This window comes from Sodalis sp. RH15, assembly GCF_047324255.1.
In the GTDB taxonomy this organism is placed as follows: Bacteria; Pseudomonadota; Gammaproteobacteria; order Enterobacterales; family Enterobacteriaceae; genus Acerihabitans; species Acerihabitans ligni.
Genome location: NZ_CP178738.1, coordinates 2,379,486 through 2,394,030 on the forward strand (window position 1 = coordinate 2,379,486; position 14,545 = coordinate 2,394,030).

Here is a 14,545-nt window from a genome sequence, read left to right on the forward strand (position 1 = left end):
ATGTTCTATCCCGAATACCGCATCAAATGGGTGACCTTGCCCTGGGAACGCGAACAGGCCTATCTGCTGCGCCAGCGGGTGTTTTGCCAGGAGCAGGGGCTGTTCGAAGGGCATGACCGGGATGCTATCGACGAACGCGCCCGGCTGCTGGTGGCTATCGGCAGCACGGCGGGCTGGCCGGAGCAAATCGTCGGCACGGTGCGCATCCACCGGGAAGAGGGGGATATCTGGTACGGTTCGCGGCTGGCGGTAGACCGGCACTTTCGCCGCCAGGGCCAACTGGGGCCGACCCTTATCCGCCTGGCGGTGTCCAGCGCCTGTGCCTTGGGCTGCAAGGCGTTTTACGCCCGGGTGCAGCAGCAAAACGTGCCGCTGTTCCGGCGCATGCACTGGTCATCCCTGTCCACCGAACGGCTGCGGGGTATCGATCATGAGGTTATGCAGGCGGATCTGGCGTTTTATCCGCCCTGTTTCGACCCCAACAGCGGCATGGTGCTGAGCGGGCGTCCGCTGCGGCCGGCGCGGGAACTGGCGCCGCTGCTGATGAGCCTGGAGGGCGGCTGATGGATGATTTGCACCTGATGCTGGCGGAGGTGCGCCGGTACGGCGGCATCGACCAAAAGCGGGATATCCGGGAGATTGCCGGAGAACTGCGCGAGGCCTGGCCTCTCGCCGGCTGCGACAACGGCGATGACTGCGCCGCCATTTTGCAGGAAGAAGGCTATAGCCTGCTGGCCATGGAGGGGTTTATCAACCGGTTTGTGGCGGACGATCCCTGGTTCGCCGGCTGGTGCGGACTGATGGTTAACCTGAGCGATATCGCCGCCATGGGCGGCACGGCGGTGGCGGTGGTAAATGCCCTGTGGAGCGCCGGTCCGGAACAGGCGCGCCGGTTAATGCAGGGCATGGCCGCCGCGTCACGCGCCTATCGGGTGCCCATCGTCGGCGGCCATACCAATTTACGCAGCGAGTCGCCGCAGCTGGCGGTGGCGGTGCTGGGAAAAGCGAAACGGGTGCTGCGGGCCTCCGGGGCGAAGCCGGGACATACCTTAATCGCCGCCATAGATTTACGCGGCGCCCGACGCGGGCCCTGGCTGAACTGGGACGCCGCGACCCGCGCCGACCCGGCGGCGCTGCGCGACGCCATGGCGCTGCTGCCGATGCTGGCGGAGCAGGGGCTGGTCCAGGCGGCCAAGGATATCAGCCAGGCCGGCCTGCTCGGCACCCTGGTCATGCTGCTGGAGAGCGCCCGGGCCGGCGCGGACATTGATTTAACGGCCATACCGCGTCCGGCGGAGATCCGCTGGCAAGAGTGGCTGTGCATGTTTCCCAGCTACGGGTACCTGTTGACGGTCCATCCCCATCAGGCAGACGAGGTGCTGGCGCATTTTCACCGGATCGGTATCGGCGCGGCGGCCATCGGCGGCATTACCGCCGACCCGAGGCTTTGGGTAGGCCACGATTCACACCGCCACTGTTTCTGGGATCTCGATACGACGCCGCTTACCGGCATCAACCCCTGACTTTTTATTCTGGAGGCGCTTATGCCCGCAATGCATTTTACCGTCCGCTGGCCGGACAGCTCCGTGGACGTGTGCTATTCACCATCCACCGTGATTGAACAGCATCTGGAGGTGGGCAAAGAGTACAGCGTGGAGGAGTTTACCGGACTGGCGCGCCTGGCGCTGCAGGAAGCCAGCGACCGGGTAGCGCTGAAGTTCGGCTATGCCTGTTCAAGCGCGCAGGATCAGTCCGGCGCCATCGAACTCAAGGCCGAGGGTTTTTTGCCCGATGCCCGCCCGGTGCGCGTCGAGAAAATCGAAGCGCTGCCCGTCAATCACTAATTCAGGAACGGCACCATGGAACAAACACACTATCCGGTGATTATCATCGGCGGCGGGCAGGCGGGACTGTCTATGAGCTACTGCCTGACTCAGCGGGGCATCGGGCATGTGATATTTGAGCGCCACCAGCTTGGCTGGGCCTGGCGGGCGCAGCGCTGGGACAGTTTTTGCCTGGTGACCCCAAACTGGCAGTGCAAATTGCCCGGTTTCCCCTATGACGGCGATGACCCGGACGGTTTTATGGTCAATGATCAGATCATCCATTACCTGGAGCGCTACGCCGAGCGTTTCGGGCCGCCGCTGCTCACCGGCATCAACGTGGAGCGGGTCGGCCGCCACGGCGGCGGGGGCTTTGTTCTGCGTACCAGCCGGGGAATTTTCACTGCCGATAACGTGGTCGCAGCGGTGGGCAATTATCACCGGCGGCGTTTCCCCGCCCTGGCGGCCCGTTTGCCGGGGGCGATCCACCAGCTGCATTCGGCGGATTACCGTTGCCCCGCCGCCTTGCCCGAGGGCGAGGTACTGGTGGTGGGGTCGGCCCAGTCCGGGGCGCAAATCGCCGAAGATCTCCATCTCGCCGGACGCCGGGTGCATCTGTGCGTCGGTAGCGCGCCGCGGGTGAATCGTTTTTACCGCGGCCGCGACGTGGTGGCCTGGCTGGAGGACATGGGGCATTACCGGCTGACGGTGGACCATCATCCCCAGGGCGAAGATGCCCGCCGTAAAACCAACCATTACGTCACCGGCCGCGACGGCGGTAGGGATATCGATTTGCGGCTGTTCGCCGGGCAGGGCATGCAGCTGTACGGGCGGTTGCTGGACATTGATGAGGCGCGGAGGGTGCTGGTCACCGCCGACGATCTGGCGGCCAATCTCGATAATGCCGACGATACCGCCCGGCGCATCAGGGAGAGTATCGATGAGTGGATTGCCGCGCAGGGCATCGACGCCCCCCGGGAACCCCCTTATCAGCCGATGTGGTTCCCGCCGCCGGGCCAGGGCGCTATCCCTTTGGACAATCTCGCGGCCATTATATGGGCTGTGGGTTTCCATACCGATTTCAGCTGGATTGACCTGCCGGCGTTTGATGACAAGGGATACCCCCGCCACCGGCGCGGCGTGTCAGTGGAAGAGGGACTCCATTTTCTCGGTCTGCCCTGGCTGTGGACCTGGGGCTCGGGACGGTTTGAGGGGGTGGGGGAAGATGCGGAATACCTGGCGGAACACATCGCCGCCCGCCTGACGGTGCCGGCGCCGCAGGAGGCCCGTTATGCCGTTCGCTAACCGGACTGACTGTTTTCCGCTGGATTGGTCGGCAGACTTCCCAGCGGATTCGCCAGTGTCTTCCCCGTTGGATTTATCGCTGGATCCACCGGCCTCTTCCCCGGTGGATGAGGCTTTCTGGCGGCGTGAGGCGCAGCGCATCCACTGGCAGCGGCCGTTTCGCCAGGTGATGGCTTTAGAGCAGGGCGGACCGCACTGCCGATGGTTTGAGGGCGGCGCCACCAACCTGTGTTATAACGCCGTGGACCGGCATCTGCCCTTGCGCGGCGGCCAAACGGCACTCATTTGCTGTGACCGGCAGGGCGCGGAACGGCGATTCAGCTATGCCGAACTGCACCGGGAAGTGGTGGCCATGGCCTGGATCCTGCAACGGCAGGGGGTGCTGGCGGGAGATCGCGTGCTGCTCTGCCTGCCGGTAATGCCGCCGGCCCTGTTCGCCATGCTGGCCTGCGCCCGGCTGGGTGCTATCCATGTGGTGGTCTCGGCGCAGTTGAGCGCGGCGGCGCTGGCGGAACGCATTGACCTAAGCCAACCCCGTTTGCTGATCCTGGAGGATAAAATCAACCGCGTATTGCTGCAGGAGGGACTTGCGCCGCCCGCCGTTCGCCGGATCATTGTCGGCGACGGCGGATTGGAAGCCATGCGCTATGCTGACGGCGCCGGCGATAGGGAGGCGGGTGAACTCCCCGGCGAGGGTGAACTCAGTTACCGGCGGCTGCGGGCGGCTTATAACAATGAGCCGATACCTTGTCGCTGGCTGCCCGCCGAGGCGCCGTCACAGCTGCTGTTCACCTCCGGCACCACCGGCACGCCCAAAGGCGTCGTGCGGGATACCGGCGGCTACGCCGTGGCGCTGTGCGCTTCGCTACCGCATATTTTCCATACCGGCGAGAATGAGGTTTTTTTCACCACCGCCGATATCGGCTGGGTGACCGGACACAGCTATCTGGTGTGGGCGCCCCTGCTGGCCGGTTTCACCACCCTGGTGGTCACCGGCGGCGGCACGAATACCCCGGGGCGGCGCTGGTGGCAGCTGATTGCCCGCCACGGCGTCACGCGCCTGCTTACCGTACCCGGCGCCATGCGTCTGGCCCGCATGCAAAGTGAAGCCCTTGATCCGCCGCTGCCCTCCCTGCGCGCCGTCTATCTGGCCGGCGAGCCGCTGGACGCCAAAACCCGTCAATGGCTGGAGCAGGGCGCCGGAGTGCCGGTGTATGATCACTATTGGCAAACCGAAAGCGGCTGGCCGATCCTGGCCGGGCAGGGCGGCGCCCTGCGTCCGGTGATGGATCGCCGGGTAAGCATTGTGGATGAGCAAACCGGCCGCCCGGCGGCAACGGGCATGCTGGTGCTGCATGACCATCTGGGGCCGGGGGGCATGCAAACCCTGTGGGGCCATGACGATGAGTTCGTGGCGCGCTATTGGCATCATGACGGCGAGGGCTGGCGCTATCTGACGCAGGATCGCGCCCGCCGTGATGAACACGGCGGCATAACCATTCAGGGACGCATGGACGACACCATGAATATCGGCGGCAAGCGGCTGTCCACGGCGGAAGTAGAGCATGCGGCGCTGACGGTGCCCGGCGTCGCCGAAGCGGCGGCGGTGGGCATAGCGCATCCGCTGTTGGGCCAGATGGTGCGGCTGTTCATCGTCACGACGCCGGAGGTGCCGGCAGCGCGGCATGCCGACATGCGCCGGTGCCTGGCGGCGGTTATCGTGGCCCGCTGCGGCCGCCATGGCCGGCCCCGTAGCGTGATTTTCCTGGACAGCCTGCCCAAAACCTTCTCCGGAAAAATCATCCGGCGCTTCCTGCGGCGCCCGTAACCCTTTCGGTTTTAGTGAATTTTCCGGCAAAGCATAGCGGAAAAAAATCGTTGCCCCGCTTTGAGATAACTCCTTAGAGTAAACAAATACCGGCTGCCCCCTGGATGTTCGGCTCCCCCTTGCCGATACCTATCCGGCGCGGGCCGCCGATTAATGTAAAGAGCGGCTTTCCGGCGTAGTGGTTTCTCTCTGCCGGCAGGCGGGGTGTTGACGAAAAAAAAAGGATATTTATGAACGTTTCGCTATTTTCCCGGCGCTTCTCCGCGGCGGTGATGTTAAGTATACTCGCCTGCACGGCCCATGCCGCAGATGTGACCATCGGCTACCAAACCGTCCCCAATCCGTCCCAGGCCGCGCAGGCCGGCGGCGAATACGAACGGGCCACCCATGCCAAGATCGACTGGCGCAAATTCGACGCCGGCGCTGAAGTCATCACCGCGGTGGCCTCCGGCGATGTCCAAATCGCCTATCTGGGGTCCAGCCCCTTTACCGTCGCCGCCAGCCGCAATCTGCCCATCGAGACCATACTGATTGCGTCTAATCTGGGCACCAGCGAGGCGCTGGTGGCGCGCAATGGATCGGGCATCAACAGCCCGGCGGATCTTATCGGTAAAAAAATCGCCACGCCGTTCTCTTCCACCAGCCATTACAGCCTGCTGGCCGCACTGAAGCATTGGCATATCGATCCCCATCAGGTGACCATCGTCAATCTTACGCCTCCCGCCATCAGCGCCGCCTGGCAGCGGGGCGATATCGACGCCGCCTATACGTGGGATCCTGCGCTGGGCGTCGCCAAAGCCACCGGCAAGGTGCTGATTACCTCCGGCGAGCTGGCCAAACTGGGAGCGCCGACCTTTGATCTCTGGCTGGTGAGAAAGGATTACGCCAAGGCCCATCCGGATGTGGTCAAGGCCTTTGCCAAAGTTACTCTCGACAGCTATCAGACGTTTCACCAGGATCCCAAAGCCTGGCTGGGGGATAAGCAGCACATCGACCAACTGGTGAAGATAACCGGCGCGAAGCCGGAGGACATTCCCGGTTTGCTGGAGGGCAATACCTATCCCCTGGCGGCTGAACAGAAAACCGCCCTGGGCGCGCCCATCGTCAAGGGTATCTCCGATACCGCGCTGTTCCTCAAAGAGCAGGGGCGTATCGATTCGGTGCTGCCGGATTATTCGCCTTTCGTCACGGCGGCTTTTATTCCCCAATAAACCGTTTTCGCGATAAACTGCCGGTAGATAAGGCACTTTCCACAGGACCGCTATGACTCAATTAATCCTGGAACACGTCGCCGCCCATTATCCGGAATCGCCGCAGCCGGTTTTGCAGGATATTTCGTTCAGCCTGGGCCCCCGTGAGCTTTGCGTGGCGGTGGGGCCCTCCGGCAGCGGCAAAACCACCTTGCTTAATCTTATCGCCGGCTTTATCGCCCCCAGCGGCGGTTCCATCACTTTAGACGACAAGCCGGTCACCGGACCAGGGGCCGAGCGCGGAGTGGTATTCCAGGACGATGTCCTGCTGCCCTGGCAAAATGTTCTGGAGAATGTCGCCTTCGGCCTGAAGCTGGCGGGCGTAGCCCGCCGGCAGCGGGAAGAACGCGCTCGGGAACTGCTGGCCCTGGTGGATTTGGAGGGTTTCGCCCCGCGCAGCATCTGGCAATTGTCCGGCGGACAAAAACAGCGGGTGGGCATTGCCCGCGCCCTGGCCGCCGAGCCCAGGGTCTTGCTGCTGGATGAGCCCTTCGGCGCCCTGGACGCCTTTACCCGCGAACAGATGCAGGAATTGCTGCTCCAGGTTTGGCGGCGCACGGATACACCGGTGTTTTTGATCACCCATGATATCGAAGAGGCCATCTTTTTAGCCACCGAGCTGGTGTTGCTGTCGCCGAATCCGGGGCGCATCATCGAACGCCTGCCGCTGGACTTCAGCCGCCGCTATGCCCAGGGCGAAAGCGCCCGGTCGCTAAAATCTGATCCGCTGTTTATCGAGACCCGCGAACATATCCTGGCGCGGGTGTTCGCCACCCGCGATGCCGATCGTCGCGATAAACAGGCCGCCGGGCCGCTGACGCCCGTCCCTTCCGCCGGCGATGAACGTCAGGCTTATGGCGCCGGCAGATGATCCCTGTCCGCAGCGTAGACCAAAAGCATCCGCGCCGCCCTCATACGAAATTCCTGACCCATGGTGTTAAGCGATGACCGATACCCGCCACGTCCATAATGAAGCATCCGGCAACCCCCTGCCGTCGTCACGGGCCAAGGCCGTAAAAAAAGGCTTGCCTCTCAGCGTGCTGGGAATCATCAGCATCGGCAGCCTTTTGGCGATTTGGTGGCTGGTGACCTGGCTGAAATTCATCGATCCGCTGTTTCTGCCATCCCCCTGGGCGGTCATGGGCAAATTCTGGCAGGTAGCGGTGAACGGCTATCTGGATGCCACCCTGTGGCAACATGCATGGGCCAGCCTGCAGCGAATCGGCATCGCTCTGATCGCCGCCCTGTTCACCGCCATTCCCCTGGGGATCGCCATCGGCCGCTACCGGCTGGTGCAGGGACTCTTCGACCCGCTGATTGAATTCTACCGGCCGATCCCCCCGTTAGCCTATCTGCCGCTGATCGTCATCTGGTGCGGCATCGGCGAGCTGTCGAAAATTTTGCTGATTTACCTGGCGATCTTCGCGCCGGTGGTGATTGCCACCGCCAACGGCGTGCGCAGCGTTGATCCGGCCAAGATCAGGGCGGCCCAATCCCTCGGGGCCACCACCGGACAACTCACCCGCTATGTCATCATCCCCGCCGCCCTGCCGGATATCCTGACCGGTATTCGCATCGGGCTGGGGGTGGGCTGGTCAACGCTGGTGGCGGCGGAGCTGATTGCCGCCACCCGGGGCCTGGGTTTCATGGTGCAGTCGGCGGCGCAGTTCCTGGTGACGGACGTGGTTATCATGGGCATCTTGGTCATTGCCGTGGTGGCCTGCATCATGGAAACCGGCCTGCGCTATATCCAGCGCAAATGGGTACCCTGGCACGGACGCTTCCACTAAACCGGCGCCGATAAGCCCGCGATCGCCGAGCGCGCAACGAACGTGTTAAAGGGAGACCGTGCTGACTGGGGCCGACGCCATCCAAATGCTAGGGCTTAATAGTCGATAAGACCCTGGTCAGAATTTCGAACAGCCGGTCGATGCGTTCGGGACCGGTCACCAGTATCGGCGCGATAATCAGCGCGTCGCCGGTGGATTTCAAATGCAGCCCGGCATCAAACAGCTTTTTTTGCACCTCATAACCCCGCTGGCCCGCATTCGCCGCCGGCGCCAGATCGATACCTCCCAGCAAACCGTAACCGCGGATATCCGTCACCAGCGGCTGCCCCTGCAATGCAAACAACCGTTGCAGAAAATGGCCGCTCAGCGCGTCGGCGGCGGCGAACACGTTTTCCTCCTGATAAATCGCCAGCGTGGCCAACGCCGCAGCGCAGGCCACCGGATGCGCGCTCCAGGTATAGCCATGGAAGAACTCGATCTCCCGCTCGCCGCCGGCGTTGATAATGCTGTCATGAATATCCCGGCTCACCGCCACCGCGCCCATAGGCAATGCGCCGTTGGTGATGGCCTTGGCCAGGGTGATGATATCCGGCCGGATATTAAAGGACTGGCTGGCGAAAGCCCGGCCGGTCCGGCCGAAGCCGCAGATCACCTCGTCCATGATCAGCAGAATGTCATGCCGGTCGCAGATCTGGCGCAGCCGCTCCAGATAGCCCACCGGCGGCACCAGCACGCCGGTGGACCCGGCGATGGGTTCCACCACGCAGGCGGCAATATTTTCCGCCCCGTGCAGCGTTATCAGGCGTAAAAGATCGTCCGCCAGGAAGTCGCCGTGCCCGGGCTGACCGCGGCTGTAGCGGTTCTCCGCCAGCCAGGTATGGCGCATATGCACCACCCGCGGCCCGACGCCGTCGAAATTCCGCCGGTTGTTGGGCAGCCCCGACAAGGAGACGCCGCCGAAATTGACGCCGTGATAAGCACGCTCCCGCGACACGAAAATATTCCGGCCACCCCGGCCCTTGGCGCGGTGATATGCCAAGGCGATTTTCAGCGCGGTATCCACAGCCTCCGAGCCGGAACCGACAAAGAAAATCCTGTCAAGTCCGGGGGGCAGCAGCGCCGATAAGGCCTTGGCGGCGGCGAAGGCTCCCGGATGGCCGCGATAAAAGCTGGCGGTAAAATCCAGGGTCAGCATTTGCCGGTGAACCGCCTCGGCAAGCTCCTTACGCCCGTGGCCCAAGGCCGAGGCGAATAAACCCGACACCCCGTCCAATATCGCCCGTCCGTCCGGATCGTAATAATAATCCCCTTCCGCCCGGACGAATAACTTGGGATCGTTGCGGAAATCTTTATTTGGCGTAAACGGCAGCCAAAAATTATCGTTGAGAATATCCTGGTAATGGGCCGTCATCATTGTCACCAAAGTCATCTGCAGACTCGCCCCATGTCGGACTGAAAATAGGCCCGATGGGAACATTAGTCAGCATTTAATGGATTTTATCCGGCGCGAAATCGTTGGCGATCACTTCCCCCTGCGGCCGGATGGCGTCGCTTGCGGCGGCGGGACTGTTCGTCGCCACGTCCAGATGGGGGAAGACCAGTTCCGACACCCGATAGGCTTCCTCCAGATGCGGGTAACCGGACAGGATAAAGGTATCGATGCCTAAATCCGCATACTCGGCGATGCGCCGGGCGACGGTGGGACCGTCCCCCACCAGGGCGGTGCCGGCGCCGGCCCGCACCAGCCCGACCCCGGCCCACAGATTGGGGCTTATTTCCAAATGGTCCCGGCTGCCGTCGTGCAGTGCCGCCATGCGCTGTTGCCCCACCGAATCAAACCGGGCGAACGACGCCCGGGCGCGGGCAATGGTTTCATCGTCCACATGGGCAATCAGCCGCCGGGCATCCTGCCAGGCCTCTTCCGTGGTTTCCCGCACAATCACGTGCAGGCGGATGCCGAAGCGGACTTGCCGTCCCAGCGCGGCGGCCTTCTCCCGTACCTGGGCGATTTTTTCCGCCACCTGCGCCGGCGGTTCGCCCCAGGTCAGATAAAGCTCCACCTGTTCCGCCGCCAGATCCTGCGCCGCATCGGACGAACCGCCGAAATAGAGCGGCGGCCGGGGCTGTTGCACCGGCGGAAACATCAGGCGCGCCCCTTCCACCTGCACATGCTTGCCCTGGAAATTCACCGTCTCGCCTTCCAGCACCCGCCGCCAGACGCGGGTAAACTCCGCCGCGGCTTCATAACGTTCGGCGTGATCGAGAAATACCCCTTCCGCCGCCAGTTCGTCGGGATCGCCGCCGGTCACCAGGTTGAACAGCGCCCGGCCTTGGGACAGCCGATCCAGCGTCGCCGCCTGACGGGCCGCCAGGGTAGGAGAGATAACCCCCGGCCGCAGCGCCACCAGGAACTTTAGCCGCTGGGTGACGGGAATCAGCGACGCCGCCACCAGCCAGGAGTCTTCACAGGAGCGGCCGGTGGGGATCAGTACGCCGCCGAAACCCACCCGTTCCGCCGCCTGGGCAATCTGCTGCAGATAAGCGTGATCCACCGTGCGCGCGCCGCGCGGCGTGCCGAGATAGCGTCCGTCGCCATGGGTGGGGAGAAACCAGAATAGATTGAGGCTCATGGACGGCTCCTGCTGAATAAAACTACGTGTAAACGTTATGATGGACAGCCGGAGCCGGTGCTCCAACTGATATATATGGCATTCCAAATGCGTAAAACATCTATACCCGTCATAATTCACGCTGCAGGTGCGTTGGCTTCCTCGCTCATCCCAGTCACTTACTGGAGTAAGCTCCTGGGAGTTCGCTGCGTCGCCGCCTTCCTGCAACACGAATTATATAGGGTATGCACCCGTCATAATTCACGCTGCAGATGCGTTGGCTTCCTCGCTCATCCCAGTCACTTACTGGAGTAAGCTCCTGGGAGTTCGCTGCGTCGCCGCCTTCCTGCAACACGAATTATATAGGGTATGCACCCGTCATAATTCACGCTGCAGATGCGTTGGCGATACTCGGCTCATCCATGGGCCTCGTCCCGTCGGGGCCGTATCGGCGGCCGAGACGCCGGCGGGTGCGGGTAATGATTTCCTCGACGGTTTCCACCGGCAGTCGGATGTCCCCCGGCAGGTATGGCCGTCCCAGCAGCCGGTATTTGTCGCTGCCCAGCCGGTGATAGGGCAGGATTTCATAGCTGACGTCCGCCAGGGGCAGAATAAAATCAATGATGCGGGCGATATCGTCCCAGCTATCGTTAAACGCCGGAATCAGCGGCGTGCGGACATGTATCGGCAAATGGGGGAAATGCCTGCGCAAAGCCAGCAGATTAGCCAGAATCCGGCGGTTGGAACGCCCGGTAAACCGGCGGTGTGCGGTGTCGTTCAGGTTTTTGATATCAAAATAGACGCCGTCGCAATAGCCCGCCAGCGCCTGTAACGCCGGCCAGGGGCCGTAACCGCAGGTTTCCAGCAGGGTGTCGATATGCCGTTTTTTGGCTTCCCGCAGCAGGGCCAGGGCAAAATCCGCCTGCATCAGGGGTTCGCCGCCGCTGAGGGTAATCCCGCCCCGTGAGCGCGCATAAAACAGGCTGTCCGCCTCGGCAATATCCATCACCCGCGCCGCCGTTATCCGCTGGCCGAACGCATGCAGGGCATGGCTGGAACAGGCGGGCAGGCATTGCAGGCATTGCCGGCAGGTATCCGTGTTCAGCCGGACAATTCCGTCGGCCCCATACGCCAGGCTGTGGGCAGGGCATTGGACAAGGCACAGGCCGCAGTCCCGGCCGAGGCATTTTTTTTCATCCAGCGTGATTTCCGGCAATAGACCCTGGGATTCCGGATTGCTGCACCAGGCGCAGCGCAGCGGACAGCCTTTCAGAAAAACCAGCGTGCGGATGCCGTCGCCGTCATGCAGCGAATAGCGCTGTATATTGAAAATCCAGCCCGCATCAGCCCCGTCGGTCCGGCTCGCCGGAGCCGGCAACGCCGTGGCGGGGATTCGCAGCGGCAATGCCTGCGGATCAGAAGATTTCATGGCCGGTCCTGGCAATCAAATCATCCTGCAGGTCCGGGGAGAGGTCAGTGAAATAGGCGCTATAGCCGGCAATCCTGACAATCAAGCCGCGAAAGCGTTCCGGGTCGGCCTTGGCCGCCAGCAGGGTTTCCCGGTTGATGACGTTGAACTGGATATGCCACAGCTTCAGGTCGCACCAGACCTTGATGAAATCGCACAGCTTGCGGGTGCCCGCCTCGCCGGCCAGTACCGAGGGGGTGAACTTGACGTTGAGCAAGCGGGCGGCGCGCTCGCGAAACCGGTAATTCTTGGTGTGGTAATTGGACAGCAAAACCGCGGTGGGGCCTTGGCTGTCGCAGCCCTGTGAGGCCGACGAACCGTCCGATAGCGGACTGTAGGCCCTGCGGCCGTTGGGGGTGGCGTGCACCACCTTGCCGAACGGCACATGCGAGGTAAACGGCACCAGCCGCAGATCCATATGCACGCCCAGAGAGCGGGAGTAGCGCTGGGTGTATTCCAGACATATTTTATCCAGGGCCTTGCCGATATCATCGGCGTAGGGATCGTTGTTGCCGTATTTGGGCGCGTCCCGCAGCAGGGCGCGGACCACGGGATGGCCGTTGAAATCGTCCGCCAGCGCCGCCAGCAATTGCCCCATGGAAAGACGTTTTTCGTCATAGACCCATTTTTTTATTGCCGCCAGGGAATCAATGACCGTGCCGTAGCCCATAAACTCGAAATAACCCAAATCGATACCGCCGTCGATGTCCGGCTGGTGGATATCCTTACCGGCGTCCATCGCCAGATCGTGCAGGGCGGAACCCAGCGGCCAGGCAAAATGCCGGGCGCGCAAATCAATGATGATTTTTTGCTGGATAAACGCGTGGCGAAGGAAATTCAGATGCTGTTTTACATAGGCCTGCCAGAATGCCTCCCAGTCCGCGAATTCCCCCGGATCGCCGGTTTCGATACCCAGCAATTCCCCGCCGTAGCGTTTCATCCGGCCGTTGTACAACGTCATCTCCAGCGCCGCCGGGAAGTTGATATAGGCGCAGGGGCTGGTATAGGTATCGCGGTTCGGCATCCGGCACTCGGCGCAGCCGGATACCGCGAAATCATAGGCCTCGCTGAACGCGGCTCCCTTCGCCAGCAGCAGCGGCACCACCTCTTCATCGTTGATGAGTTTCGGAAATCCGGCGCCGTCTTTAATGGTTTGCGCCACTTCATAGAGAAAACGCGGCGGGGTGCGGCTATGGATGCGAGCCGCCAGGTCCGGATAGTGCAACGGGAATTCCCGCTTCGAACGCAGGAACAGATAGGATAAGGCATTGACCGCATCCAGGCCTTCCGGCGTCTGGCCGCCGATAGTGACCGCTTCCCAATGGGCGTAGCCTTCGTTGAAGGCGCCGCCGGTGGGGGAGATGTACAAATCCACGAACTGCGCCATGGCGACCCACATGCAGGCCAGCCATTCAAGGGCCTGCTCTTCGGTGAGCAGGCCGCGCTCCAGATCCCGCCGGTAATAGGGGTAAAGATACTGATCCATGCGGCCGTTGGAGATAATGGTGCCGGTTTTCTGCTCCAGGCGGGAAAACATCTGGGTGAACCACTGCGCCTGCAGCGCATCGCGGAAATCCCGCGCCGGATGTTCCGGCACCCAGGCGCAGCGCTCGGCGATGGCCGCCAGCTCCTGGCGCCGAACGGGATCGGGCTCCCGAGCCGCCAGATCCCGCGCCAGCGCGGCATGGCGTCCGGCCCATAGGATCACCGCCTCGGCGCTGAGGATAATGGCCTGAAGGAACGGTGCCTTTTCAACATTGTCCGACGGATCGAAGGGATCCAGCGCCGCCAGCCGGCGCTGTGCATCCTCCTTTATCCCCTTAAATCCCAGCCGCAGCACTTTATCGTAATCATGTACCCACTGAATGGAGGACCGGAACGACGAGGTTTCGTTGACGATAAAACGGGAGGTCAGGGCGTCGGCGGGATCGTAGGTGAGGCGCAGCGTCTCCTCGGGCAGGGCGCGGGCCAGGTCTTCATGGTAGGTTTTGCCCTGCCAGTAGGGGGATACCACCCGTTTGATGATATCCACCTCCGCCGGTTCGACGGTAAACGGCGATTCCACCCGCCGGGGCAACTGCTCCAGCGCCCGCTCCAGAAAATCGCCGTCCAGTTCAGGATAAAGAATGCCGTAGCGGCCGGGTTTGCCGGCCCGGCCGACTATCAGCTGATCTTCATCGATATACACCTGGATATGCCCGGCGATGTGATACATCGCCTTCGCCCAGCGCAGGATCAGTAATTCCCCTTCCGTTTGCGCCATGGACTCGGTGAAATAGCGCGCCCGTTCCACATCGATAGCCGGTTTGGCATGCTGGATACGGGCCAGCAGGCGATGGGTCCTGTCCGTGGCGACGGGCTTGCTGTCGGGATGCAGCAGCCGCGCTTCCTGCGGCGAAAGTACCAGGGCTTCCTGAGTCACGTTATTGCCTGCCTTAATTCGTTAATAATAAAAGTGTATTCTCTAGATAA

11 protein-coding genes and 1 pseudogene are annotated in these 14,545 nt (G+C 62.4%); 8 read left to right on the top strand and 4 right to left on the bottom strand.

What is annotated here, in order from left to right; translation table 11 throughout:
• The 8 genes and pseudogenes from ACL2XO_RS11145 to tauC all read left to right on the top strand — a co-directional run bounded on the left by ACL2XO_RS11145 (position 1) and on the right by tauC (position 7,996).
• Positions 1-564, top strand: coding sequence for an MSMEG_0567/Sll0786 family nitrogen starvation N-acetyltransferase (locus ACL2XO_RS11145; protein WP_413742705.1), 564 nt, complete (start codon positions 1-3; stop codon positions 562-564).
• On the top strand, positions 564-1,523 hold the full coding sequence (locus ACL2XO_RS11150; RefSeq protein ID WP_413742706.1) for a sll0787 family AIR synthase-like protein: 960 nt from the start codon (positions 564-566) through the stop codon (positions 1,521-1,523). Before ACL2XO_RS11145 ends, ACL2XO_RS11150 begins: the two co-directional genes overlap by 1 nt.
• Before the next feature lie 21 nt (positions 1,524-1,544).
• Positions 1,545-1,844: an MSMEG_0570 family nitrogen starvation response protein gene (locus ACL2XO_RS11155; RefSeq protein WP_413742707.1), complete on the top strand. Its 300-nt coding sequence runs from the start codon at positions 1,545-1,547 to the stop codon at positions 1,842-1,844.
• 15 nt (positions 1,845-1,859) lie between these two features.
• A complete protein-coding gene (locus ACL2XO_RS11160) occupies positions 1,860-3,128 on the top strand; it encodes an MSMEG_0569 family flavin-dependent oxidoreductase (RefSeq protein ID WP_413742708.1) in 1,269 nt (422 codons plus the stop codon).
• The gene (locus tag ACL2XO_RS11165) at positions 3,115-4,956 is read left to right on the top strand and encodes an AMP-binding protein (RefSeq protein ID WP_413742709.1); all 1,842 of its coding nucleotides are present in this window, start codon (positions 3,115-3,117) and stop codon (positions 4,954-4,956) included. The genes ACL2XO_RS11160 and ACL2XO_RS11165 overlap by 14 nt, the downstream gene beginning before the upstream one ends.
• Before the next feature lie 230 nt (positions 4,957-5,186).
• Positions 5,187-6,167, top strand: a complete 981-nt coding sequence (tauA, locus tag ACL2XO_RS11170; protein WP_413742710.1) for a taurine ABC transporter substrate-binding protein — start codon at positions 5,187-5,189, stop codon at positions 6,165-6,167.
• A gap of 52 nt (positions 6,168-6,219) precedes the next feature.
• Positions 6,220-6,990: pseudogene (gene tauB / locus ACL2XO_RS11175) on the top strand (taurine ABC transporter ATP-binding subunit); the annotation flags it as partial.
• Positions 6,991-7,150: 160 nt separating this feature from the next.
• Positions 7,151-7,996 carry a taurine ABC transporter permease TauC gene (gene tauC / locus ACL2XO_RS11180; protein ID WP_413742711.1) on the top strand — a complete coding sequence of 282 codons (846 nt, stop codon included), beginning with the start codon at positions 7,151-7,153 and terminating at the stop codon, positions 7,994-7,996.
• A gap of 88 nt (positions 7,997-8,084) precedes the next feature.
• Here tauC and ACL2XO_RS11185 read toward each other — a convergent pair whose 3' ends face one another.
• The 4 genes from ACL2XO_RS11185 to ACL2XO_RS11200 all read right to left on the bottom strand — a co-directional run bounded on the left by ACL2XO_RS11185 (position 8,085) and on the right by ACL2XO_RS11200 (position 14,495).
• Positions 8,085-9,425: an aminotransferase class III-fold pyridoxal phosphate-dependent enzyme gene (locus ACL2XO_RS11185; RefSeq protein ID WP_413742712.1), complete on the bottom strand. Its 1,341-nt coding sequence runs from the start codon at positions 9,423-9,425 to the stop codon at positions 8,085-8,087.
• A 58-nt stretch (positions 9,426-9,483) separates the two neighbouring features.
• On the bottom strand, positions 9,484-10,626 hold the full coding sequence (gene ssuD / locus ACL2XO_RS11190; RefSeq protein WP_132922333.1) for an FMNH2-dependent alkanesulfonate monooxygenase: 1,143 nt from the start codon (positions 10,624-10,626) through the stop codon (positions 9,484-9,486).
• Positions 10,627-10,990: 364 nt separating this feature from the next.
• Positions 10,991-12,034 carry a glycyl-radical enzyme activating protein gene (locus ACL2XO_RS11195; protein WP_413742713.1) on the bottom strand — a complete coding sequence of 348 codons (1,044 nt, stop codon included), beginning with the start codon at positions 12,032-12,034 and terminating at the stop codon, positions 10,991-10,993.
• Entirely contained in the window at positions 12,021-14,495 is a 2,475-nt protein-coding gene (locus ACL2XO_RS11200; RefSeq protein ID WP_413742714.1) for a glycyl radical protein, read from the bottom strand. The genes ACL2XO_RS11195 and ACL2XO_RS11200 overlap by 14 nt, the downstream gene beginning before the upstream one ends.
• Between the last annotated feature and the right edge of the window lie 50 nt (positions 14,496-14,545).